We start from the raw sequence: 25,630 nt of genomic DNA on the forward strand, positions 1-25,630 counted from the left end.
TGATGAAGCAAAATATTAAAATGGTTGGCTTGCCGCGGTATTAACCTTTAACAGAACCGACCAGCATACCTTTGACAAAGTACTTCTGCAAGAAAGGATAAACCATGATAATGGGTACAGACGCGACCACAACAGCAGCCATCTTGATCGTCTCCGGTGGCAGCATCTGCTCGCTTTGCAGCATCGCAGCTACAGAGGGGTCCGCTACACTGGTAGAAGCCTGTATGAGCATCATCTGCAGTACAACCTGCATCGGTCTAAGCTCTTCCGAGTTAATATACAAGACACCGTTAAAATAAGTGTTCCAGAAGCCGACGGCGAAGAACAATCCGAAGGCTGCAATGGCAGGCAGTGATATCGGAAGCATGATTCTGAAAAATACGCCGATATCGTTACATCCGTCGATTTTTGCAGCTTCTTCAAGCTCGTCCGGCAATTCCCGATAAAAGTTTCTCATCAAGAACACATACCATGCACTGGTGATAGCCGGTAAAATAAGTGACCATAGCGTATCCATCAGCCCCAGACTATCCACAAGCAAAAAGTTCGGGATCATGCCGGGATTAAACAGCATCGTCATGAGAATCGCAACAAGGAAAAACTTTTTGCCGAAAAAACGTTTGCGCGACAACGAGTACGAGAGAGCACTCGTCACCATAATACTGAACGCTGAGCCTACTATGGCCAGGAAAGCACTAACTCCTAGTGAGCGGATAAACATCTCGGTAGACAAAATGTATTTGTAAGAGCTTAAGCTCCATTTTTCCGGAATAATAATGAGCGGTTTACTCAAATATTCAGTAGGATCTGTAAAAGAAACAATGATAACGTACAGAAACGGCAGCAGGGTTATTAATGCAAATAACGACAGAATTGCATAAATGACACCGTTCGCAAATTTAAAACCGAATGTCTTTGTCATTAATAAAGCCCCTCCTCACCAAATCTTTTAGCCAAGCGATTCGCGGATACGACAAGTATAAGACCGACTACCGATTTGAATATGCCGACAACCGTCGCATAGCTGAATCGTCCGTTCTGTATCCCTGTCCGATATACATAAGTATCAAATACATCGGCAACATGCGAAACCGGAGAACTCATCATCAGATAAACTTGTTCGAACCCTACTTCCATCACTTGACCAAGTCTCAGTATCAGCAGTACAACAATCGTACTTTTAATCCCTGGGAGTGTAACATTCAACATCTGCTTCCAGCGGTTCGCTCCATCGATCTGTGCTGCTTCATACAGGTCCTGGTTAATGCCTGCAAGCGCTGCCAAAAATATGATCGTACCCCAACCAGCTTCCTTCCAAATGCTCTGTCCTGTGAGCAAAGCCCAGAAATAGTTCGGCTCCGTTAAAAATCCGATCGGCTGTCCGCCAAGCTCGACAATAATCTGATTAATCACACCGCTGTGACCTAGAATAATAAAACAAATACCTGCAATGATTACCCATGATAAAAAGTGGGGTAAATAAATGATCGTTTGAACAATCTTCTTAAATCTCAAGCTCCTCACTTCATTGATAAGCAGCGACAAGATTATTGGGATCGGAAAGAAGAAAATAATGTTCAATAAACTGATTGCCATCGTGTTTCGGAATAATAGTAAAAAATCCGGATTGGAAAAAAACTCGGCAAAGTATTTAAAGCCAACCCATTCGCTATCCCAAAATCCCAGATAAGGAGAGTAATTTTTGAAGGCTAATGCCAGTCCCCATATCGGAAAATACTTAAATATGAGGAAATACAGTAGCCCCGGAAGTGCAAGCAAATATAAATATTTCTCTCTGGCGAATATAACCTTCAGTCTAGTTAGCTTGGATACTTTTCTTTCTTTCTGTTCCCTTCCACTTCCATGTACCAAGATTGTTTGTTGGGTATTGGATTGCGACAAGGTACTCACCACCTCCTGTTTATTCATGAAGCTAAACTTGCCAAAATGGTTTCTTGTCTGCATCATACCAAGCTGGTTACCTGACAAACAATGACCAATTCTTATTCAATAAAATCGCTGCTGCAAAAAAAGCGCATCCTTTGATATAACAGGCTTTTTCAACGTTAGCATCCCAAAAATTAACCTCTGATGGTCATGCCAAACTAAAAAAAGAAACTCTTAAAAACACAAAAAAAACTTGCAGAGAACGAGAGGTCACATTCATTCTCGTCCTTTGCAAGTCAGTAGAAAAAAAGGGAATCACTTTTTTCTATGCATTTCACGATATTGACCAGGTGGTACCCCTATATGCTTTTTAAATACACGTATAAAATTTTTGGGGTGGTAACCGATTTTCTCCGCGATTTCATTTACGAGCAAATCCGTCGTTACCAACAGTTCTCTTGCTTTAGCTATGCGAACCTGTGTTAAATACTCAATAAAAGAAATATCCATCACCTTTTTGAAAAGTTTGCTTAAATATTGTGGGCTTATATCACAAATCTGAGCACACTGATCCAGTGAAATATCCTGTTGATAATGCTCTTCGATATATTGCGTTACTTTATGAATAAGATTTTCATATTCCTGGTTCTTTTGATTGCTGACAGACATCATGATCGGCTCCAGTATTTCCCCCGTAAACCAATCATTTAACTCTTGGATAGTCTTACACTCTCTCATCTCTGCAGATAAATCATAAGGTGTTCTCCCAAACAAGCTGTCGTAATGTATATCCATCAGAAAGGCTGTTCGCAGTGTTGTAGACAGCAATTGATCGTATGACATCAGGATAAGCTCCGGATTATGTACAGCCTTCTGTACTTGATCAGCAAATGCTCTTAGCATTCGTTCTGTCTCAATAAAGTCCCCCACCTGAAGCGAAGCGGTAAAATGGGCCTCGATCTCCGCTGGGTACCGATAGTTCAACGAGTTGGTAACCCCTTTACTCTCAATGATCTGGTTGCCTCCATTGATCATACGGGAATGAAACGCCAGCTGTGCTTCACGGTATAAGTCCGGTATTTGCTCCACTTGATTTGCCGTTCTGCTCAAACCAATCGTTACGGGGGAGTTCAAATAATGTGCGATCTGCTGTCGTACGACTTCAGCTGCCGCTTTAAGGGAGCGCTCCCAATCCTCCATCTCTTTATGTTCGTTCCAAAGCCACACTACAACTTGATCATTCAGAACATTGATAACAATTCCATCAAGCCCTTGCTGCTCCAATAACTCAGCTGCAATATTTTTCATAACGAATATGATTAAATCCTTATCTTCCTCTTGGAATTTGGCCTCTTCTACAAATTGATCTACAGCGATAATAAAGACAGCTGCCGATTGCTGTTCAGGAATGTTATACCTTCGCAAAAGCGCAAGCAGATGTTCCTTTCGATCATGAATAAACTGCCCTTCCATCAATCGTAAGGCAAAGATTTCACGAATAAGCGGAAACTGCTCATTCAGTTGTCCCTCCAGTTCCATTGCCTTGCTGTTAATTTCAGCCCATCGTTTGTTCACATAACTGAACTCATCCATTCCCATATCAGCTGCCTGATTGCCGCTGACATGATGAATCAGCTTTTTGATTGGGCGATACACTCTTTGCGCACCGAACATGGCAAGTACAATGCCGGTAACGAGAACGATCCCAATCATCAGAATGGTCATATTAACGATCCACTTGGAGCTGCTATACAGCTCCTCGGTTGGAATCATGTCTATGTACAGCAGATTATATATTGGCGAGAGCTTTGACGTAACAAGATATTCCTTCCCTTCCCAATTGTAAAAAAAGTCCTTCTCCCCCTGGTTTGTAACCGTTATCATTTCGAACAACTCGTCAGGAACAGATGGATCATTGATATGGAATACCAGCTTCCCCGTATCGTCAAGCACATACATTCGTTCGTTCTCATATTTAACAAATGGTTTAGCGAGTGACGTAAACATCTGATTGTCGATAATGATCTGAAGAAATCCAATCGGATCGTTCGTATGTAGTGGAAGTGTACTGATGATGGATATGCCGTCATTGTAATCAGTACCGTTTAGAGAATAACCGGTTTTCCAGTATAACTGCTTCGTGTCGTTCAACAGTTGCTGAGCCTTCTCTATTTCTTCATCAGACTCCAGCTTCTGCCCGCCGTAAGTAGCCGATATCACATAGTTTTCATCTATAGAATACAATGAAATGTCTTTAATTTGAGGATTTCCATTCTTAAAAGCTGATAAATTTTGATATACATTCGTATAAAAACCTGCATAATTGTTACGCTTCAATTCTACTAAATCCGAGCTAAAAAATGACCCCAGCTGAAGCTGAATCAAATTGTTTTGTACACGGTCCATTCCGGTATCGATCGTCTGTGAGGCGTAACTCAATATTCTCGACACGTCGTAACTGGCATCATCCTTAACCATTTTATTCATCATGGCATAACTGGATACGCCTAAAATCAGGATTGGGATAATCGATGATAATAAAGATAGCAATATCATTTTTCGGTAGAATGATGGTTTGTTCATCAACAACTTAAACCAATTTCTTCCATTATCATCTCTTATTTTCATATTAAAACTCCTCGCTTAACCTCTTAGGTGAGTATACTATTTAATTTATACTATATTTTTGTTTTTTTATCACCCTCATATTGTATACGGTTGCACAGATGCCTATTTTTATATAGAAAGTGTCCCTATATTCCACACCAGTATGGTTATAGAGAACACATAGGAAACTACCGGACATAACCCCCTATTAACATACCTTTATAAATGTTGAAAAAGGTGCCCCTAAGGTCTTTGACCCGGGCACCTTGCATCTGTATATCCTTCTATTTTCGTTTCCATATCGACTCTACTACTTGTTCTTCCTGTTCAGATTACGTTCTCCTTTATCAACAGCACCTCCGGCTCCATCTCCGTATCCCTGATAGAGGTTAGGGTCCTGTGCCGTTTCTTCCGCTGCATCTTTCTTGTCGGCATAAGAGTCGATATCCACGCCAGCACCTGTGTATTCACCATTCTCGTTGTATACATGCTCATTGAGCGTATCGTTTCGGCGGAACGTATTATATACTCGATCTCTATTATGATCATCCGAATCAACCAGAACAAGGATCCGGCCTTCATCCAAATATTCATCATACTCCCTGGCCTCTTCCTCCGGTATACCGAGCCCTATCAAACCGCCAACCAAACCACCTGCACCGGCACCAACAGCCGCGCCTGTCAAGGTTGCTGCGATCGGCCCAGCTGCAACGATCGGGCCAAGCCCCGGAATCGCCATGGCACCCAGGCCCGCCAATAGACCGGTTACACCACCCAATACGCCCCCCGTAGCGGCTCCGGATGCCAAACCTTCGGGAGCTTTGGTCCCCGTTTCATTATTGATCGTGGTCACCTCGTCACGATCTTTGGCAATCACAGAAATTTCCTCTGAATTGAAACCGATCTCCTTCAATTCATTTATTGCTCGTGTTGCTTCCTGCTCCGTACGAAATGCACCGACAACTTTCCGAGTCATATGGATTCCCTCCTTAATAGTGTGGTTCATTAAGCGTCTATTCATCTCTTTTTAAACGCGTATGCAAGCTGTCAAACATAAGGACGGGCATAAAGGATACTCCTTGTCTACATTTGTAAATCAATACTGCGGTAGATTATAGTTCAGGATGGATTTTCCATGTGGCTTTCGATATAATCAAGGAAGTTATTGACAAGAGAATACTTTAGGAGGAAGATCATTGAAATCCCGTAAAGAACCGTTTCGTTACTCGCTTACAACGCCCATTTCTTGTCTGCTTGAACTGATCGAGTTTAACGGAACTTCTGTAAAGAGCAAGCCTGCAGAAGCAGAACTCATAAACCTGAGCAAAACGGGCTGTAAAATTAGGTCCAGTCTCAATCTTCATGCGGATACCAACCAGGTGATGGTGAAAATTCATCTTCCCCTTACCGAATCACCGATTGTATGTCCGGCAACGATTCAATGGCAGCGAACCGATGATTCAATCCGTTATGAATACGGTTTAAAACTCCATCTTCCTCCTTCCGAAAATGAACGTATTTTGATTGACCTCAGAACGCTCGCAGCGGAGCGAAAAATTGTTGTGGAATAGCACATAGACTTGCCGAAAAAGGCAGGTCTTTTTTAAATCTATTAAAGTAATGTTACGTTTGTAAAAAATTAACTGATATGTGATAATATTAGTCAATAAAACAAGCTATCAGTTAGACATCGCATAAAATCTATAATAGGCTGGTGAAGTTATGGATTGGTTCCAACCATATGAAGAGGAGTTAGCCGAAGTCTTTGCGGAATGCAGTAAGAAAATCGCTGAATTCCCTCCGCCTCTGAATCAGATCGGTCTTCAGTACATGGAGAAATTTGATGTTTTTCAACAAGGGAGCGCCAAAAACTATATTTGTTATCTCCTTCCTTTCTGGATGAAAGATCTAACTGATCTTCCTGCAAATGTGTATCGCGATCTTTCAACAGCCAACATTTTCGGAATGCTGTACTTTTTCATTCAGGACGACATTATGGACAGCTTGCCGGAACATCACACCCCAGGAACATGGAAGCATCCGTTGGCACTGGCCAATCTTCTACATACGGAATTCATAAGTATATATCAGACCTTATTCCCGATAGAGTCTCCGTTATGGTCGTATTATAAAAGCTATATTCAGGAATGGTCGGAAGGTGTCATTTATGAAAGCCAGCAGGATTACTTCCAGCACAATCCAACCCAGATCGCAAAAAAAGCCGCACCCGTCAAACTTGGAAGCACTGCTGCATTGCTGCTTTCAAACCGTCATGACCTCATCCCGGTAGCTAACGATCTGATGAACAACGTCCTTCTCACCTTGCAGATGATGGATGATTGGGCGGATTGGGAGCAGGATCTGTCTGACGGCAGTTACAATTGTTTACTATCTCTGATTAAGTCAGATTACAATCTTTCCAAGGAACATGTATTAACCACCGATGATGTTCACCGTGCTGTCTATCTCCACGAAACACTTAATCATTATGTAAGTATCGCATCGGCTGCTCATCTGAAGATTTTGGATTTAAACATCAACGTACCTCACGTCATATCTTTTCATGAAACGCTAGTAAACGAGCTCATGCAAGAAGCAGAAAACATAGAAAACGGCCGAAAAATGCTGGAGCATGGCGGTCTAAACTATTATTTATCTGTTTTAAGCAAATAATAATAGATTTTATGCAGCTTCCATGTTATTCTTATAGAGTAAATAATAACCATTTTGAAAGGGTGATTCTAATGACGACAGAAGCCATCTTTCAAACACAATTGATTCAAAAAGCATGGGAGGATCCGAGCTTTAAGGCAAAATTGCTTAGTGATCCCAAATCCACCATTAAAGAAGTGCTAGGCGTATGGATTCCGGACCACATTCAGATTAAGGCTGTCGAAGAACAATCCAACGAACTGTATCTTGTCATTCCGCCGAATCCTTCCGGAGTGATCAAGTCCGAAGCCAAAGAAAAGGCCATGTGGTAATACGACATCATACATCCTAAGAAATACATACTTATATCATCATCTTCAACAAGGAAGTGGGAACGAGCCCTTTGCCTTCCACAGCTTCAGCTATTAGCTGTCAGCTGCGGGAAGCGTAATAACGGCTTCCGTTCCCACTCCTTTTTTGCTGCTGTAATGAATACTTCCTTCCATGGCCTCAATAATACGAAACGTGACCATCAGCCCGAGACCGGTTCCTTTGGTTTTGTTAGAAAAATAAGGTTCACCAAGTCTTGATAGAACATCGATGTCCATTCCCTCGCCATTATCCTCGATATGTATCCGTACAGTTCCATTCAAAATATAAGCCCGAATATGTATTCGACCTTCACCATCTAACGCCTCGACACTGTTCTTGATAATGTTGATCAGTGCCTGCTTGAATTTGGACGAGTTCCCCTGTATACAAATATTGTCCGGTATATCAACTGTAATTGTACCTCCCTGCAAATGAGCCAGCGGAGCTAGTATTCCTTCAATATGCTTGAACTCATCCGACACCTTCAACACCGCAATCTTTCCATACTCCGGCTTGGCAAAGGTCAGAAAATCAGTTATAATGCCGGATGCTCTATCCAGCTCCACCATAGCCATACTCAAGTACTCCCGCTCGGCCGCACTGGATTTCCCGATTAACAGTTGCAAAAACCCTCTCGTCACCTGAAGCGGATTGCGAACTTCATGAGCTACAGAGGCAGCTAATTCACTTATAATATCCATTTTCTCCGCACGCTGTAGTTCATTGTTGAACATTTTCAGCTCTTGAGAGTACTTTATGATCTGTTCGTGGTTTTGTGCAAAAGCCCGCCCCAAAATGATGAGCAAAGCCGCTATGAATCCGACGACACCCCACTTCCACAAATCCAGCTGATAATCGCCTCCACTTACGAAAAAACGGATCAACTCCCCTAAACTAATGACAGCAAAAACAGCGAAACCGATATTAAAAATGACAGCGTTTTTGTTGCCTTTAACCGCATAAACCATAGAACTGCCTAGCAGAAGCATAAACTGGAGGATCATCATCAAGCCAAGCACCTTAACGGAGAAGAAGTAATATATATCGTAGAAATGATCAGAGTTCAGATCGTTTAATAGCCAAAACATGAAACAAAAAGCCGAATATCCAATCTGAAATTTTCGGACCTTTCGCAAAATATTTTTTCGTCCCGGACCGAATATTTTTTCAAAAAACAGACTGAAGGAAGGAAGCAAAACTAATAGAGCTATATCATAGAGCTCTGTAAATAGGTGTCCATATTCTTCTAATAACGTATGTATAAATGGGGAGTATGTAAAAACCAGAATTCCAACAGACAGTATGATGAGAGACAACGACAGGACGCTTGCCCTATATCGTTTGTTTAGAAAAATAGACCAGATCAGCATTACACCAGCGATAAATATAAATGTACAGCCAAGCACAATATCCGCCAAATTATTTTTAATAAAACGGATGAACAGGGTTTGAAAATCACCAATATATATTTCATTCTCCATATTTACATAATTACTTACTACTTCAGCCCGGATATAGAGATGATCGGCCGACAAATCAGCGTGCAAGGGCAATAAAACCTGACTCCGCTTGTAATTATACGTGCGACTGGATTCATACAGCTTAATCTGGTCAGCAAAAACCGAGATTTCCTTCCCATAAATTTTTTCAATTAAAATACCCGGAGCATGGCTATCGATAACCGGAAGCTTCATTTTGATCCATACCACTTCCGCGTCTGGCGGTTTTTTCATTTTGGAAGCGGCAGGCTGCCACGCATCAACAGGCACGTTTAATGGTACCGACTTAGATGAGTTTTTAGCGGAACTGCTCCATAAGATAGACCACTCTGAAATACTTAGCACTTCCGGGGATTTTCCATATGCCGCACCCGGATTTCCGTATAACAAAGCCTCAGCAAACATAAAAAACACAAACACCCTAAGTATCAACGGAACCTTCATCGTTCACCTCAACCATAAATGATGTATGGCATATATTCATTTAAATCATTTCTGAAAGAATAGATTCGATATAACTATGAGATGCACCTGCAAAATTACGGCAAATTGATAAATTATTCCTTAAATGTACACAATCACACAAAAGCACTGCGTTGTAAAAGGTCCTTTGACCTAGATATATATACAACAAAGAAGCCGTCCCAAAAAACGCGAATGAACCGCTATGGGAACGACCTCTTATTCGTTTCTTTCCTGATGACTATTCCCCTAAAATCCCTTCAAGAGGGGTGACTCCGAAAGCTTGAGCCAGATCAAGCAGCTGCTGGTCTGTAATGGTCTGCTTTATGCCTTGATGTGAAGCCAGCATATAAATCTGTGCTGCCTTTTCCACAGTTTCAATCAAACCAAAGGCATCATCCAAAGAAGCCCCTGTACCAAAGATGCCATGATGCGGCCAAATGACGACCCGATGGTCCTTCATCTTGTCAGCTGTTTGGCGGCCAATTTCGCTCGTCCCCGGCACGAGCCACGGCAAGATACTGACGCCATCCGGGAAAACGACGAGACATTCCGTACACATCTGCCACAGCGTCTTCGTAAACTTTTTCTCATCCAGTTCATGGACAAAGGTCATGGCAATGACATTTGTAGCATGCGTGTGCATCACTACGCGATGGTTAGGATCAACTTTTAACCGCTCAATATGACTCATAAAATGAGAAGGAAGCTCACTTGTAGGCACCGCATCATCCCTTAAGCCCCACAGAACATCCAGCTGATCGCCTGTTTCATTTACACGAACAATGCCAAGATTGGCTTTCGGATCAGAGATTATATTTTTGAAATATTTTCCTGAACCTGTCACAATAAAGTATTTGTCTCGAAGCTCCGGTACGGGAAAAGACAATGGTAATGTTCGCTCTACATGTTCGATATCAACATATGCAGCTACCTCTTCTTTATCCAGCAAGCAGCTTATGTTGCCCCCATTACGCTCGTCCCAGCCCATGCTCCACATATGATAAGTTATTTCGCAGATTTCTCGCACAAATGGAGCCTGCATGTTTATATTTTCTTTATTCTGCATCGAGTTTGTCATTGGGTAAACTCCTTCCAGTTTGTAAATTTTGTTCTCGATTGAATACCTGGTTATCGCTTCAGCAATATCACTTTCAAGCTCATCTTACCCCTCTATATCTTTGAAATCAACAAAAATAATCTTTTTATGTGTTGTTTTATTTTTGTTTTGTATTATTTATGTCGTTTTTATGGTAGAATAATCTGTGAAACAAAGATAATTGCATTTGGGGTGAAAGCATTGTTAGCCGTAGAGAGACGTAATCAGATCGTTGAAATGGTTCATCTGAATAACAAAGTGCTAGTTGCCGAGCTTAGCAAGCAGTTTAAGGTTACAGAGGAAACCATAAGACGTGATCTGGAGAAGCTGGAGCGAGAAGGTGTCGTTACCCGTACTTATGGAGGGGCGATGCTGAATCGTCATATTAATGAGGATGTACCGTTTACTACACGCCATGCTACAAATATAGATATAAAACGAGATATTGCACTGAAGGCCATTAAATTGATCAATGACGGCGAGACACTAATGGTCGATCCGAGTACTACCGCCATGGAGTTTATTAAGATGCTGGGCAATAAGAAAGAACTAACGATCATCACCAGTTCTGTTAACATCCTGCTTGAGCCCGTTATTTCACATTACAATGTTATTTCAACGGGCGGCTCATTACGTCCCCAATCCTTGTCACTGATCGGACCTACAGCACAGGAAACGGTGCAAAAGTACAATGCGGATACCGCAATTATTAGCTGCAAGGCTTTGGCCATCGGAAGCGGTATTATGGACTCCAATGAGATTGAGTGCGAGCTCAAGAAGCTGATGATCAAGCAAGCAGAGAGAATCATCCTTCTTGCTGACCATACCAAGTTTGATAGAAAAGCATTTGTAAAGCTCGCAGATTGGAATGTGATCGACTACCTGATTACGAATACGAAACCATCAGAAGTATGGCTTAATTTATTTGCTGAGCATCACATTGAAGTGATTTATGAATAGTAAAGAAGCCGTCCCTAAGATGCGAGAAAACCGCTATGGGGACGACCTCTTATTCTCTATTTTTATGTTCTGATGGGCACTTCTCCTTAGCATGTGTCGATGCAGGGATCTTAATCGTAACTTCCGTGCCAATTCCCTTTCGGCTTATAAAGTGAATGCTTCCCTTCATCGCTTCGATGATGCGGAAAGTCACCATTAATCCAAGGCCGGTTCCTTTAGTTTTGTTCGAGAAATAAGGTTCACCAAGACGGGAAATCTCATTCATATCCATCCCGATTCCGTTATCCCGAACACGAATGACAGCTTGTTCCTTGTCCGTGCAAGCCCATATCTTGACAGTTCCCTCTCCATCAAGCGCTTCGATGCTGTTCTTGACAAGATTGATCATCGCCTGCTTGAACTTGGACGAATTGCCTAGAATGTAAATGGACTCGGGCACCTCAAGGCTGATCGTGCCTCCGCCTATATTAGCCAGTGGCGATAAGATTCCGGTAACATGGCGAAGTTCATCAGACAGGTTCAGCTCCGTCACCTGCTCCAGCTCTGGTTTGGCAAAAGTGAGAAAATCGGTAATGATCGCTGAAGCACGGTCCAGTTCTTCAAGAGCCAAATTTAAATATTCTTGTTGATCCGCTCTCGACTTCTCTTCCAGAAGTTGCATGAACCCTCGGGTTACCTGAAGCGGATTACGGACTTCATGGGCAACGGAAGCAGCAAGCTCACTGATAATCTCCATCTTCTCGGAACGCTGCAGCTCGTTATTAAACAGCTCCAGTTCCTTTGAATATTTAATCAGCTTCTCATGGCTGCGAACAAATCTCTGACCGAGTATAACGATAAGAGAAACGACGAATGCAAGTACGCCCCATTTCCATAAAAATAAATGGTGGTTGCCTTTTTTCACATAAAAAGTTATCAAATCTCCTAATACTGCGGCGGTCTGCACACTGAAACCAATTGAAAAAATATATGCCTCCTTCTTCCGTTTCAGCATATAAGCCACCGTCATTCCTGCCAGAAACAACATCTGCAAGATCATAATAACGCCTAGCAATCGTGACGAAACAAAATAATACGCTTTATAAAACTGGTTATCGTTCAGCTGATTGATAATCAGAAATATAAAACAAATTGCCGAGTAGATGAATTGAAAATTGGTCCAATGTCGAATCAAACCAAACGGGCCTGGGCCATATATTTTTTGAAAATAAAAGATTAATGCCGGAAGAAGAATATACAGTGCTACATCAAACAATGTGAACCATATATTTCCATACTCTTCATAGAACGTATACAAAAACGGTGAGTATGTAATAAGAATAACTCCGCAAGAGCCAATGACCATACCGAGTGAAAGCCAAGATGACCTGGATGGTTTCGGCAAAAAGAAACAGCTGAAAAACATGACAATGGCGATAAAAAGAAAGGTGCTTCCCATCACAAAGTCACCCAGATCCCTCAGGATGAAGTCTCCCCGCAAATCCTCATATTCTCCAATTTGGAGGTTGCCTATAACCCCAACGAAATCTTTTGGTGTCTCAATCCAAATGTATAGATTCTTCCCCATATCCTCCTGCTGAACTGGAAGAAACACACGATGCATCGTATACAAATAATCACGTCGGGATTCATAAACAAGCTTCTCATCCACGAAAGCCAGAACGTTCTGCCCCTCGATCTGATCGAGGAGAAGAGTCGGATCGTTCCATACATTTTCCGGAAGAGTTACCCGAAACCATACAGATTCAGCATTTTCGGGCTTGGTCAGAACTGCCGGTTGGTCTATATTGACCCAATCCATATTATGTTTCACCTGAGCCGGGGATATGGCTGCCGGTCTTTGTAAGTCCCATCTAATCTGCCAATCCGAAATTAACGTTCTTGCCTCACGTCCGTCAGCAGTATGCGGGATCGATAATAGAAAAAGTACTGTCAATAGTACAGCTTTCATGCAAACATCGAAATATTTAGGCACAGCCTTCATTCGGTTAGCACCTCTACCCCTATTCGTAATTAAAGCAATTTACCAGTTTGTATCAATTCCATATAACACACTCTTATCAATATATCATGAATTGGCTGTGCTGTTCTTTAATTTCGAGCGGAAATCAAGGTGTAGCAGACCTGAACAAAATCTCCCAATGATACAAATCTATTTGTAATCTATCTAATGAGGAAGTATTATTATTAGTTGATATGCTCTAATATTTTCTGTACCAGAATGTGCTTCTTATGAATAACAAGGCGGTAATTTTAGGCTGCAACTATTATATTGGTTTAAGTACGATTCGCTCCTTGGGGATTCATGGAATTCATACAGTCGCTGTTGACTATTCTAATAAACACGCTTATGGAGCTCAGTCAAAGTATACTTCGGAAAGAGTAATCTCTTTCGCATTATAAGGAAGAAACATTGCTTATACGTCGATGATCGGCGGAAAAATACTCAAGAAAATATTTAGAAGATAAGCCATGGAAAGGAGCTGTTTCCCTTGCGATTAACTTCCATTGTGAAAGACCTCGAGTTTGATCTCGTGCAAGGTGATCTGGATCTGGATTTGGATGTAGACGCAGTCGCCTTCGATTCCAGGGAAGTCACACCCAAGTGCGTCTTTGTTGCGATATCGGGTTTCACCGTAGATGGCCATAGTTTTATACCTAAAGCTGTTCATCAAGGAGCTACAGTAATTGTAGTCGAAAAAGACGTGCAAATAGATCATGCCGTCACGGTACTCAAAGTTCGGGATACCCGCGACGCGCTTGCGCTCCTGTCGGCTAACTTCTACGGCAAGCCAACAGATCAACTAAATATGATCGGCATTACAGGCACAAACGGTAAAACCTCGATCAGCTATTTTATGAAATCAATTTTGGAAAAAGCCGGCAAGCAAGTGGGGGTTATTGGTACGATCGGAACGATGATCGGCGATCAGCTGAAAAAAAACAAGAACACGACTCCGGAATCACTGTATCTTCAGCAAATATTTGCAGATATGGTCAGTTCGGATATCAGTCACTGTGTCATGGAGGTTTCCTCCCATGCATTAAATCTTAAACGAGTGGCATACAGCCGTTTTCACACAGGGATCTTTACTAATCTGACGCCAGATCATCTGGAGCTTCACAACAGCATGGAAGAGTATTTTGAAGCCAAATCTCAGCTGTTTCAGCTCACATCCGATTACAATATCATCAATGCAGATGATCCGTACGGCAGAAGGTTGATAGACAAAGTTAAGCATTATAAGTCGAAGCTTATTACATATGGAATTAACCATAAAGCTGATGTATACGCCTCGAACATTCGCTATTCCATAGATTCAACCATTTACAATGCGCATACCCCGGCGGGAAGCATCGAGATCAAAGTAAATCTCCCCGGCGAAATCTATGTGCTTAACAGCCTCGCTGCCATTGCTTGCGCCTACTGTAGCGGAATTGATCTGGAAGTAATCAAGGAAGGAATTCAAGCGGTAGAAGGCATAAAGGGCCGTATGGAAGTTGTGTACAAGGACAAGAGCAACCTGGTCATTGTGGACTTTGCACACACGGAAGACAGCCTTGAAAAAGCATTGTTAACCCTCCGTCCCTATGCCAAAGGCCGCATCATTCTCGTATTTGGCGTGTATGCCGCTGCAGGCGAACTTGGCCGTGACAAACGCAGCTCCATGGGAAAAGTCGCCGCCAAACATGCCGATTTGTCTATCGTTACGTCGGATAATCCCAAGGATCAGGACCCCGATGTAATTATTACAGAAATTGTCGCTTCAATGGAAGCCGCTGGAGGCTCGTACAAAGCGATCGTTGACCGCAAAGAAGCGATCGAATATGCGCTCTCGATCAGACAGAAAGACGACATCATTCTGATCACGGGGAAAGGTCACGAAACTACACAGATTATCGGAAAAACCGAAATTCCTTTTAATGAAGCTGAGATTGTGAATGAATTTATAAAAAGGTAGTTGTTAAACTATGGATAATAAAAAATTAGGCATCATTGGCGGTATGGGACCAAAGGCGACCTCGGTCTTTTTTGAAAGAATCATTGAAAATACAGCGGCCGAACGTGATCAGGACCATATCGACATACTTATTTTGAACCACGCCACTTTGCCGGATCGAACTGAAGTCATCCTGGAAGAACGTCATGAATGGTTCCTTAACGCTGTGGCGAACGATCTTAAACTGCTGGAACAGGCTGGTGTTGCGAACATCGCCATTCCGTGCAACACATCTCATTATTTCTATGAAGACATGCAGCAGATGACCTCCGTGAACATCATTAACATGGTGGATGAGACGGTACAGGAGCTTCACAGACGTTATGGAGATGGCAGCAAGATCGCTCTCCTGGCAACAAATGGTACAATCAGCAGCGGTATCTACCATGACAGCTGTGAAAAGTACGGCATGAAGCTATATGAACCGGCTCCTTCACTTCAAAATAAAGTGATGGACATCATTTATAACGACGTTAAGGGACAGAATAACGTAGACCCCGGCAAGCTGGAAGCTCTAATTCATCAACTGGTTTATGAAGAGCACTGCCACTGCGTGATACTGGCATGTACCGAATTATCTTGCATTGAGTTAAGTGCTTTCTACAAAGAATGCTCCATCGATGCCATGGAAGTGCTTGTGAATCGCTCGATAACATTATCAGGGAAAAAGTTAGCGACCAAATAAACAATCCTATGTTCATCAGTAGATCGAACCCTCTTTTCAAGGACATCCCGAAGAAAAGAGGGATTTTTTTGCTTCATAGCCCGAAGCTTGCTATTTAGCAAGTGAGCCCCCTATGGCTTTCGAATAATTTTGGGGGGATGTTTCAACAATAAGCATAGGATTCATTTCGCTTTAGGCGGGTAATTTTCAAATATAAGAAGCTTGAAGCTCTGGACACTGAAAGGAGATGTGCAATATGCGAGATGAATTAAATCGGAATTCGTACGGTGATCTTGTTCATAAACAATATGAAAAAATGGACCCCTTGGACCCCATGACCGATATACCCGAGGACGATCGTAAAGATGTAGGCACGACGACGAGCCAAAGTTTGAGCAGTGAAGATGCTGATCACAGCGGATTCAGCCAAAATGAAGCTGGCCCTGCAGACGCAACACCTCCTCTCGGCAAAGATGCCAATGAGACATATCCTCATGGATATCCGGTCTATGATGCGGCATTTGCAGAAGACCATGAAAGCACAGACGAAACTCCGCTGGAAAATGTACCTGATGCCGATGAAATCCAGATGGACAGCCCTGTCGATCCTGCTGCTCAAGATACCGACCAGCATGGTATCGATCTGCTGAATGGTGTTGGCGGTGTCGATGATGAGAACGACCGAAAGCTGCCTGAAGATTTTTAATTCAGGACAATACCCAATTTGAAGGCGGGTCACCCGCCCCGCCGAAGTACGCTCGTTGGAATCCGGACAACGTTCCCTAGCGGCCAAGCCTTCCACCGAATCCAGGAAAGGGTAAGAGTCCTTCACGGATTTTGTTCCCCCTTAACAAAGTAGAGGGCACCCTTTCGAGTAAAATAGTCTACTTGAAAAAGCGCTTTCAATCCTTATGCAGGATGACAAAAGCGCTTTTCTTGCTGTTGTTTTGTCTGTATAACAAGACATGTGTTAAGATACAACAGGACTACACTTTAGGGGGTAACTTATAATGAAACCTAAGCACAAATTATGGACCCTTCTTCTGTCCATGATGACTTTGCTGGTCATCTTAGCCGGCTGCGGCTCGGACGAAACAAGAGACACAAATAACAACAGCAATGCAAGCACACCCGCACCGGCTGAAGAACCGGCTGCCGAGGAAAAAGTTCTTCCCGATCCAAATGCAAGCCACCCGATCGTCACCATTGAGATGGATAGCGGCAAAAAGATCACACTTGAGCTATATCCCGAAATCGCTCCAAATACAGTGAACAACTTTATCTCTTTAATTGAACAGGGATTTTATGATGGGACAGGCTTTCACCGCATCATGTCCGGCTTTATGATCCAAGGCGGGGACCCAGATGGAGATGGAACAGGAGGTCCGGGTTACAGCATTGCTGGCGAATTCACCGCTAACGGATTCCAGAACGACCTGGAACATACACGCGGAGTTGTATCGATGGCCAGAACCAAATCCCCTGATTCCGCAGGCTCCCAGTTCTTCATCGTACACGCCGATTCCCCTCATCTGAACGGTCAATATGCTGCGTTCGGGAAAGTAACAGAGGGCATGGATGTTGTCGATGAAATCGCCGCCCTGCGAACAGATAGAAGCAACCGTCCCCAAGATTCCCTTCCAATAATAAAAAAAGTAACGGTTGATACGTTAGGCAAAGATTATCCCGAACCTGAAAAGAAGTAAACGTCCATAATAAAGTGTGAAGCCGCCTGTTCCTCACCGGAATAAGACGGCTTTTACTTTTTCAACCGTGTGAAAACAACAGCGGCATGATATAATGACTGGGTACTTCCTTCCATATGTTTTTAGAAAAGAAAGAAGATGAACAACATGATAACTGACATTATTCTGGAAGTAGTCCTGCCTATTTTTGTCCTGATCGGAATCGGCATTTTAATGCAGCGAGCTTTTAAGCTTGATCTATATACACTGGCCAAAATCAACTTCTATTACATCACACCTGCTGCTGTATTCATGAGTATGTATGAATCTGACATGTCACCCAAATTACTTGGAACCGTCACATTATTTTATACGATCTATGTAACTGCTCTTTATATTATAGGAAGTTTGACCGCCAAACGCTGTAAATTCAGCCGAGGGTTGAAAGCTGCATTTACAAACAGCCTGATCTTGGACAATGCAGGAAACTACGGCCTGCCGATCAATGATCTTGTGTTTAAAGGCGACTCCTTGGCCGGTTCGATACAAGCATTAATCATGTCCCTTCAAAGTCTCCTTACCTTCACCTATGGTGTCATTTCCATCCAGGGGGCAAAAAGTGAAGGCTTGTATCGGCACGCCATCATCGGCTTTCTAAAAATGCCGGTACCTTACGCGCTTGTATTGGGACTGCTGCTGCATGCTTTTGCGGTTCCTTTGCCTGTTTTTGTGTCTCAACCGCTGACGTATGCTGACCAATCTCTTGTCGCCATTTCTTTGCTTACGCTAGGTGCTCAAATTATTAAATATCCGCTCAGATTACGCAGATTCGAGGTGTATCTCAGCGTAGCGCTGCGATTGCTTGCCGCTCCGACAATCGGAATACTCATCGTACTTGCTCTCGGTCTCGAAGGAATTCCCGCTCAGGCCCTCATTATCGCTTCCGGGATGCCCGTCGGAGTAAATACATCGATCCTTGCGGAAGAGTATCAGAATGAACCTGATTTTGCGGCACAGACCGTGCTCCTGTCAACGATCCTGAATGTTATTACAATTACAGGCTTAATATCTTTGGCCAAGGTTATCGCATAATTATACACGTTAGGAGGAAATCGTATGAATTTTGACTTACCTGTTAATCGTACCCGTACCGCTTCTGTAAAATGGGATTATACCCTGGGTCAATTCGGAGCAGATGATGTTCTTCCGATGTGGGTCGCAGATATGGATTTTGCAGTTCCGCCTGCTGTTATCGAGGCTCTGCATACCCGTGTCAAGCACGGTGTATTCGGTTATACACTTCAAACCGAATCATACCAAGAAGCAATCATAAACTGGATGCAGCAGCGTCACAGCTGGAACATCCAACCGGAATGGATTCAGTATTGCCCTGGCGTCGTGCCAGCGTTAAGTCTGATTGTAGAAGTATTTACAGAACCGGAAGACCAGGTCATCATTCAAACCCCCGTCTATCCTCCCTTCTACAACGTTGTGAAGGATCATGGACGAGAACTTGTACAAAATCCACTGATCCTGAATGAACAGGGCGATTACGAAATCGATTTTGAGGACCTTGAACGAAGCTTGTCTAACGAGCGGGCGAAAATCATCATTTTATGCAGCCCCCATAATCCGATTGGAAGAGTATGGACTCAAGCTGAGCTTTCCCGCATTGCTTCTTTATGTGAACAATACGATGTCCTTGTTGTATCAGACGAAATCCATGCCGATTTGATTTACGAGCCAGGATCACACATACCATTTGCCTCCCTCTCAGAAGATGCAGCAATGCGTTCTTTCATCTGTACGGCGGCCAGCAAAACCTTTAATATCGCCGGGCTCAACACGGCCAACATCATCATTGCAAACGATACGCTGCGCCGTAGATTTCATAAAGTGCTCAAACGTTATGCACTCGGAACGATAACTCCACTCGGTGCCGTTGCGACAGAATCGGCTTACCGTGAAGGCGGAGAATGGCTTGATGCTTTGTTAACCTATGTTCGTGGAAATATGGAGTACGTTCAAAGCTATATTCAACAACATATACCTGAGATAAAGGTAAAGCTTCCACAAGCCACATACCTTCTCTGGATCGATTTTCGTGGGCTAGGAATGAGCGATGAGGAGCTGAACCGCTTCCTCGTTCAGAAAGCCAAAATTGGAATGAACAGAGGCAGTTCTTTCGGCACGAATGCCGAAGGCTTTATGCGAATGAACATGGCATGCACCCGCGCAACAGCGGAAGAAGCCATGTCTCGTCTTCACGCAGCCATAACTGAATGGCGCAAGGAAACAAACTGATCACAGGGACCTTTCGGGTCCCTTTTTGTTTTTGGATTCAAACTTAATCAAAACCAGCCCGTCGAATCCGGCTTCGATGTCAATTCATCCTGAATGGTGTCTCCGTATATCTCTGCACCATCCTTCTGTTGATCGCGTCCGGCTTGGTAACCAGCATCCATGATTATACCGTTCAGCTGATGAAGGCGGCTGCTTACATCATCCATCTGTTTAAACACCTGTCTGTACTGGTATGCTTCAGGATATACATTTTGCTGCTCCGACTCATTCATTTGCTCAAACGATACTTTCTGATCGCCCAAAACCTCGCGATACCGCTGGGCCGTATCCGAACGGATTTCCAACACCATCTTCATCATGTCATGAAGCATCATGCGGCAGTTGACGAAATCTTGTCTCAAATGTGCTGACGTTTCAGGTGTAATTTGAGTTTGAACCGTTTGCAGTTCCGCATCCATCTGACTTAAATCATTTAAAACAGCGGCTAGCTGATCATATTGTCCGCTCTGCTGCATTTGAGTGAGCAGCATCGATACCTGGTTTAATTTATGTGCAATCAATTGAACATTTTCCATATAAAAATTTCCCCTTTCACAACTTCTGCCTATTGTCTGTTTAGGATGCAGAAAACATTCCATTTATATACACCATCCACTTTACCTTCCCTGCAAACAAAGCAAATGGGCCGTTTTTGATGAGATCCGTGAAATCCCGATAGCCCGGCCATTTTTACAAAAAAATACCCCGAGTTCGCTGAGAACGAACTGGGGTATTTGCACAAAGGAGCTACTATAGTGAGTATAGGCTGGAGGTTACGAACATTTAGCGTACTACGGATTTAGCCAGTTCTTCTGGCGTGTAACGATGAGCGGCAACGATTCGGCCAGCAGCGTTTTTGCCCCATCCGGATACAAGTACATGTCTGCTGTTGGTTCTGATCTGGACTTCGAATTGAGCCAGCTGGGCAACGTTCAATACACGGAATGCAGACGAGCCTGGAGCGAGAGTAAATGTTCTGGTTGCAACCAACACTTTTTCTCCATTCAACCGGAACAATCTAATTTGAACTCTGGCACTTGTGCGACCGTTATTCACCGCTTTTACAAAAAACGTTCTGGATTCTCCCGGCAGCGTTGTAACATTAATGGCATTTTCTACTGGACCTGTCGAAAACTTTACTATTGACAATTCCATCAACCTCCTTCTTTTGATAGTCTATCTTATGGCATTCATAGAAGAACGGTTTGGATATCTATCATCTAAACGAAAAAAGAGGCTTTATGCCATAGTTTAATATAATAGGGATTGGAAAATGGAAATTATAGAATAAAGACTAAATAGCCGATATAATCGTTATTAATATAAATGCTGAAAGTAGGTAGAGAAAAGAAACGATATGGCAAAAGTGAAGACAAGAGTCAAGCGTAAAAAAAAGACAACTTTTATAATCATTGCGATACTACTAGCCATTTTATATATGCAGCTATCGACGACTATTGATAACTTTATATCCGATCCAGATATAGAAGATGCCCCTTCGATTACCGGCATACACCCCGTTGTACTTGACCAGAAAAATAAACTTGTCGCACAGACAAGAGAGCTTGGAATCAAAATTATAATTACAGATGGTTATCGAAGTAATGAAGAACAGGAGCGTTTGTATAAGCAAGGAAGAAGTGCGAAAGGAGATATCGTTACCAATGCCAGAGCGGGTGAATCTATGCATAATTATGGCCTGGCTATCGATTTTGCACTCCGGCTGAATGACGGCAGTGTCATCTGGGATTTGGAATATGACGGCAATGGAAATGGTAAATCAGACTGGATGGAGGTCGTCGCAGTTGCCAAAGACCTTGGATTTCAGTGGGGCGGCGACTGGACCAACTTCCCGGATTATCCCCACCTTCAGATGGATTTCGGTCTCACAATCAAAGAACTTAAGCGCGGAAAGCGGCCTCCGATAGAATCAGACGAGCATTTAAAGGCTTCCGAATAATTAAGCCGTAATTCCAAACATATATAAATGGACGACTTGATGGGCCAATTCTTCTGACGTGCATTGACCTGTCAACAGCTGATGCGAGGTCAGCCGCTCAATCGTTCCTACCAGGCACTCCGCCACAATCGTCATATTGATGTCTTGATGAAAATACCCATCGTTTTGCTCAGCCTTCAAATTCTGTGCAATCATCATGGCAAGTTCTTTCTTGACCTCACCGGATTCCTGACCAATGTAAAAACCGATCCGGGTCAAATCCGGATCTTTCTTTAGAAAATCGAACAAACCTTTTAGAACGGCTCTAATCCGGCCCGGCACATCTTCACGTCTAATTCCGGCCTCCAGACGGCTGTCTGCAATGAGTTCTTTCAACCGGGAACGAAACGTTTGCATCAGTTCATTAAACACAGCTTCTTTACTATCAAAATACAAATAAAACGATGGCTGAGTCAGTCCTGCCCGGGAAACAATGGTGCTAATTTTTGTTTTATGATAACCAGACCGCGCAAATTCATTGGCTGCAACCGTTAACAATCTTGCTCTGCTCTTTTGCCCGTTGGCACCCTTTTTTCTCAAAGCTCTCGAACCTCCGTCTCTATCTGGATGTGTATTCATTCATTATACTTCATGCTCCATACCCTTGCTATATTGAACTAATGATCCTAGCCTAAGCATCACTACGAATTCGGATTATTCTTCCGATCGCTCTTGCCCCCAGATTTCTCTGAAGGATTTATACAATCGTTGAAATCCGGGGACAGATTACGCTTTCGAAGCGAGCTTTCCTGCGGAAAGCTTTTAGGCGAACACTGACGTTTCTCCAGAATAATTCCGACTTCTTTCGTTGAAGTAGTACCTTTGTTTAGTTCAATCTATATAGAATGAAAAAATACAGCCGACAAAGATATCATTATTCATCAAACAGGCCGCTGGCAAGACACTGGTACAATATATATTCTTCCTTTCCTTTACAAAAAGACCGTAACCATATAACGTTAAGTTAGTACGGTAGGATTAACACCGTTACAAGGGAGAGTATGCTATGAATGAATCTGTGAAAAAAATTCTGATCGTCACAGCCGTTGCCGCAGAAAAAGAGGCCGTACTTCGCGGTCTAAACGGTGAAGACCGCTATGAAGTCATAACAGCGGGTGTCGGACCTGCAGCGGCGGCAGCGAGTACAGCCAGAGCTTTGGGATCAGGTCAGTATAAATTGGTCATTAGTGCAGGCATTGGCGGTGGATTTTCAGGACAAGCTCCTGTCGGTTCCGTGGTGGTTGCCAGCAGTATTATTGCTGCCGATCTTGGCTCTGAAACGCAGGAAGGCTTCCTCAGCGTAGATCAGCTCGGGTTCGGCTCTGCCTATATTCAAACGCCGCCTAAGCTGATGAGACAGATCACTGAAGCATTTCAAGCGGCGGGGCTGATTGCCTTATCTGGTCCAATTCTTAGTGTATCAACGACTACGGGAACACAAGCAACAGCCGATGCACTCGCAGCACGCGTCCCTGGGGCAGCTGCCGAAGCAATGGAAGGGTTCGGCGTAGCACAAGCCGCTCATGATTGCGGACTGCCTGTGCTGGAAATTCGCGCTGTATCGAATATAGTAGGTCCGCGAAACCGCGATGCATGGAAAATTCCCCAAGCGCTGCAAGCGTTGGAAACTGCTATCTCACAACTATCGGGGGTGCTGTCATGAAGATTGCTTTTTCACCGTGTCCGAACGACACTTTTGTATTCCACGCCTGGGTACATCACCTGATTCCAGGGGCCCCTCGGCTGGATGTATCTTATGCCGACATCAACATCACGAACTATTGGGCTGCCGAATCAGGTACGAACAAACATGACATTTTGAAAATATCATATGCCGCCTTGCCATGGGTGCTTGATGAATACGCACTTATCCCTTGCGGGGGAGCGCTTGGACGCGGTTGCGGCCCGCTTCTTCTGAGAGCCGGAACGCCCAGCGCTTCAGATCCGGCTGATCCAGCTTTTCTATCAGGGCGCACCGTAGCGGTTCCGAGTGAACGCTCTACCGCCTACTTGCTCTTCCGTCTATGGGCAGCGCAGAATGTTCCTGGCGGAATCGGCAAAATAATCGTTATGCCGTTTGAGAAAATCATGCCTGCGGTCCGTGATGGAAAAGTGGATGCAGGGCTTGTCATACACGAAGCTCGCTTTACCTATCCTTCTTATGGTCTAAATCTGATAACAGATCTCGGAAGCTGGTGGGAAACGGACACCGGCCTGCCGATTCCTCTCGGCGCCATCATCGCACACCGATCACTTCAACTGGATCAGATTGCAACATGGACACGCGCCTCGGTCGAATACGCCTGGGCCCATCCAGAGGCTTCCCGAGACTACGTCATGAGCCACGCACAGGAGATGGAGGAAGCGGTAGCCAAAGCGCATATTGAATTGTATGTAAACCCCTTTACCGCCAACCTTGGGGAGGATGGATATGCTGCTGTAGCGGCACTGTTAGGCCGTGCTGCAGACGAAGGGCTTGTTCCGGAAATAGACCTTGCCAAGCTGCGATAGACAAGCGTAAACGGTTTTATCAATACAAAGAGGAACGTCAAGGTTCATCATGAACTTAGGCGTTCCTCTTAATTTCCATCCGTTAGTCCTACCGTCAACACTCTGGCATCATTCTTACGTATCCTTCAATTCTGTATAAAATCGCCAAGCTGCCGGTATATGTGTACAATTTCATCCATCGGCATACGAACCAGACCACTGGAAGAGGGTGCGACAAAATCAAGCACTCCGTCCACAACAGACTCAGGCTGAAACCCCCATTGAACCCGTGTTCTTCGGCTGAACTCTGTATAGACCCCTTTACCAACGAAACACGCAACGCGAGGACGGTATTTTTCAAGCTTGGATCGTAAAATTTCACGCCCCTGCTCATATTCTTCCCGTCTGATATCCTCAGCTCCCCGGGTTGGTCTGGCCACAATATTTGTAAAGCCATATCCCAGCTTTAACAAATCGCTGTCTTCAGATGCGTCATATTGTCGTGGAGTAAGTCCGGAACGATACAATATACGCCAAAAATTGTTGCGGGGATTCGCATAATGATGGCCTACTTCACCCGAACGCAAACTCGGGTTAAACCCAATGAAAAGAACGGCGAGTCCGTAATCAAGATGATCCTTAACCTCGTTCACTTATCCCACCTCCTTTAGAAAATGACTGATTCGAAACGACGCTCCATATTTCATATCATGGTTTGTTACTTCTTGCTATCGGAACGAAGCATTCCTCCAATCGCTCTTGCCCCCGAATATCCTGAATTCATTTTACAAGGAAGATATATCGGGAACAAAGGCGACCGCGACCGCTTTTCCAGAATTGCTTCAAGAAGGCAGCAATAGACCAAAAAGCAGAAATGGCGGCGCAGGGATAACCTCCTTGGCACCGCCAT

24 protein-coding genes are annotated in these 25,630 nt (G+C 43.7%); 13 read left to right on the top strand and 11 right to left on the bottom strand.

Annotation, left to right across the window (positions count from 1 at the left end; all coding sequences use genetic code 11):
• Positions 1-40: 40 nt before the first annotated feature.
• The 4 genes from C8268_RS16100 to C8268_RS16115 form a co-directional block, all read right to left on the bottom strand.
• Positions 41-922, bottom strand: a complete 882-nt coding sequence (locus tag C8268_RS16100; protein ID WP_106768612.1) for a carbohydrate ABC transporter permease — start codon at positions 920-922, stop codon at positions 41-43.
• Complete coding sequence (locus C8268_RS16105; protein WP_106769985.1) at positions 922-1,929, bottom strand: ABC transporter permease; 1,008 nt, start codon at positions 1,927-1,929, stop codon at positions 922-924. Before C8268_RS16105 ends, C8268_RS16100 begins: the two co-directional genes overlap by 1 nt.
• A 273-nt stretch (positions 1,930-2,202) precedes the next feature.
• Positions 2,203-4,515: a helix-turn-helix domain-containing protein gene (locus C8268_RS16110; protein WP_106768613.1), complete on the bottom strand. Its 2,313-nt coding sequence runs from the start codon at positions 4,513-4,515 to the stop codon at positions 2,203-2,205.
• A gap of 289 nt (positions 4,516-4,804) precedes the next feature.
• A complete protein-coding gene (locus tag C8268_RS16115; RefSeq protein WP_106768614.1) occupies positions 4,805-5,470 on the bottom strand; it encodes a general stress protein in 666 nt (221 codons plus the stop codon).
• A 220-nt stretch (positions 5,471-5,690) separates the two neighbouring features.
• On the opposite strand from C8268_RS16115, the gene C8268_RS16120 reads away from it, so the two are divergent.
• The 3 genes from C8268_RS16120 to C8268_RS16130 all read left to right on the top strand — a co-directional run bounded on the left by C8268_RS16120 (position 5,691) and on the right by C8268_RS16130 (position 7,478).
• Entirely contained in the window at positions 5,691-6,065 is a 375-nt protein-coding gene (locus tag C8268_RS16120) for a PilZ domain-containing protein (protein ID WP_106768615.1), read from the top strand.
• A 151-nt stretch (positions 6,066-6,216) separates the two neighbouring features.
• Positions 6,217-7,167, top strand: coding sequence for a hypothetical protein (locus C8268_RS16125; protein ID WP_106768616.1), 951 nt, complete (start codon positions 6,217-6,219; stop codon positions 7,165-7,167).
• 71 nt (positions 7,168-7,238) lie between these two features.
• The gene (locus C8268_RS16130) at positions 7,239-7,478 is read left to right on the top strand and encodes an NHLP leader peptide family RiPP precursor (RefSeq protein WP_106768617.1); all 240 of its coding nucleotides are present in this window, start codon (positions 7,239-7,241) and stop codon (positions 7,476-7,478) included.
• 93 nt (positions 7,479-7,571) lie between these two features.
• Here C8268_RS16130 and C8268_RS16135 read toward each other — a convergent pair whose 3' ends face one another.
• Together C8268_RS16135 and rhaD are read right to left on the bottom strand one after the other, a co-directional pair.
• Positions 7,572-9,461: a sensor histidine kinase gene (locus C8268_RS16135; protein WP_234032844.1), complete on the bottom strand. Its 1,890-nt coding sequence runs from the start codon at positions 9,459-9,461 to the stop codon at positions 7,572-7,574.
• Between the two features lie 259 nt (positions 9,462-9,720).
• The gene (gene rhaD, locus C8268_RS16140) at positions 9,721-10,560 is read right to left on the bottom strand and encodes a rhamnulose-1-phosphate aldolase (protein ID WP_106768618.1); all 840 of its coding nucleotides are present in this window, start codon (positions 10,558-10,560) and stop codon (positions 9,721-9,723) included.
• A gap of 210 nt (positions 10,561-10,770) precedes the next feature.
• Between rhaD and C8268_RS16145 the strand changes: the two genes are divergently transcribed.
• Positions 10,771-11,538: a DeoR/GlpR family DNA-binding transcription regulator gene (locus C8268_RS16145; RefSeq protein WP_337441795.1), complete on the top strand. Its 768-nt coding sequence runs from the start codon at positions 10,771-10,773 to the stop codon at positions 11,536-11,538.
• A gap of 49 nt (positions 11,539-11,587) precedes the next feature.
• Here C8268_RS16145 and C8268_RS16150 read toward each other — a convergent pair whose 3' ends face one another.
• The gene (locus C8268_RS16150) at positions 11,588-13,522 is read right to left on the bottom strand and encodes a sensor histidine kinase (protein ID WP_106768620.1); all 1,935 of its coding nucleotides are present in this window, start codon (positions 13,520-13,522) and stop codon (positions 11,588-11,590) included.
• A 508-nt stretch (positions 13,523-14,030) separates the two neighbouring features.
• Here C8268_RS16150 and C8268_RS16160 point away from each other — a divergent pair.
• From C8268_RS16160 to C8268_RS16185, 6 genes are all read left to right on the top strand, one after another.
• Positions 14,031-15,500, top strand: coding sequence for a UDP-N-acetylmuramoyl-L-alanyl-D-glutamate--2,6-diaminopimelate ligase (locus C8268_RS16160; RefSeq protein ID WP_199794862.1), 1,470 nt, complete (start codon positions 14,031-14,033; stop codon positions 15,498-15,500).
• A gap of 10 nt (positions 15,501-15,510) precedes the next feature.
• On the top strand, positions 15,511-16,224 hold the full coding sequence (locus C8268_RS16165; RefSeq protein ID WP_106768621.1) for an aspartate/glutamate racemase family protein: 714 nt from the start codon (positions 15,511-15,513) through the stop codon (positions 16,222-16,224).
• A 235-nt stretch (positions 16,225-16,459) separates the two neighbouring features.
• Complete coding sequence (locus C8268_RS16170) at positions 16,460-16,909, top strand: hypothetical protein (RefSeq protein ID WP_106768622.1); 450 nt, start codon at positions 16,460-16,462, stop codon at positions 16,907-16,909.
• Positions 16,910-17,210: 301 nt separating this feature from the next.
• Complete coding sequence (locus C8268_RS16175; RefSeq protein WP_420094282.1) at positions 17,211-17,909, top strand: peptidylprolyl isomerase; 699 nt, start codon at positions 17,211-17,213, stop codon at positions 17,907-17,909.
• Positions 17,910-18,056: 147 nt separating this feature from the next.
• Positions 18,057-18,980, top strand: a complete 924-nt coding sequence (locus C8268_RS16180; RefSeq protein WP_106768624.1) for an AEC family transporter — start codon at positions 18,057-18,059, stop codon at positions 18,978-18,980.
• Between the two features lie 24 nt (positions 18,981-19,004).
• Entirely contained in the window at positions 19,005-20,192 is a 1,188-nt protein-coding gene (locus C8268_RS16185; protein ID WP_106768625.1) for a MalY/PatB family protein, read from the top strand.
• A gap of 47 nt (positions 20,193-20,239) precedes the next feature.
• On the opposite strand, the gene C8268_RS16190 is transcribed toward C8268_RS16185, so the two are convergent.
• Entirely contained in the window at positions 20,240-20,767 is a 528-nt protein-coding gene (locus C8268_RS16190) for a hypothetical protein (RefSeq protein WP_106768626.1), read from the bottom strand.
• Between the two features lie 247 nt (positions 20,768-21,014).
• Entirely contained in the window at positions 21,015-21,380 is a 366-nt protein-coding gene (locus C8268_RS16195; protein WP_158702746.1) for a hypothetical protein, read from the bottom strand.
• A 208-nt stretch (positions 21,381-21,588) separates the two neighbouring features.
• On the opposite strand from C8268_RS16195, the gene C8268_RS16200 reads away from it, so the two are divergent.
• Positions 21,589-22,191, top strand: a complete 603-nt coding sequence (locus tag C8268_RS16200; RefSeq protein ID WP_106768628.1) for a M15 family metallopeptidase — start codon at positions 21,589-21,591, stop codon at positions 22,189-22,191.
• On the opposite strand, the gene C8268_RS16205 is transcribed toward C8268_RS16200, so the two are convergent.
• On the bottom strand, positions 22,192-22,770 hold the full coding sequence (locus tag C8268_RS16205; RefSeq protein WP_106768629.1) for a TetR/AcrR family transcriptional regulator: 579 nt from the start codon (positions 22,768-22,770) through the stop codon (positions 22,192-22,194).
• Positions 22,771-23,236: 466 nt separating this feature from the next.
• On the opposite strand from C8268_RS16205, the gene C8268_RS16210 reads away from it, so the two are divergent.
• Complete coding sequence (locus tag C8268_RS16210; protein WP_106768630.1) at positions 23,237-23,893, top strand: futalosine hydrolase; 657 nt, start codon at positions 23,237-23,239, stop codon at positions 23,891-23,893.
• Entirely contained in the window at positions 23,890-24,741 is an 852-nt protein-coding gene (locus C8268_RS16215) for a 1,4-dihydroxy-6-naphtoate synthase (RefSeq protein ID WP_106768631.1), read from the top strand. Before C8268_RS16210 ends, C8268_RS16215 begins: the two co-directional genes overlap by 4 nt.
• 125 nt (positions 24,742-24,866) lie before the next feature.
• Here C8268_RS16215 and C8268_RS16220 read toward each other — a convergent pair whose 3' ends face one another.
• Complete coding sequence (locus tag C8268_RS16220; protein ID WP_106768632.1) at positions 24,867-25,373, bottom strand: mismatch-specific DNA-glycosylase; 507 nt, start codon at positions 25,371-25,373, stop codon at positions 24,867-24,869.
• Positions 25,374-25,630 lie beyond the last annotated feature (257 nt).

The sequence above is a fragment of the Paenibacillus faecalis genome, assembly GCF_900289175.1.
GTDB lineage: Bacteria > Bacillota > Bacilli > Paenibacillales > Paenibacillaceae > Paenibacillus_AQ > Paenibacillus_AQ faecalis.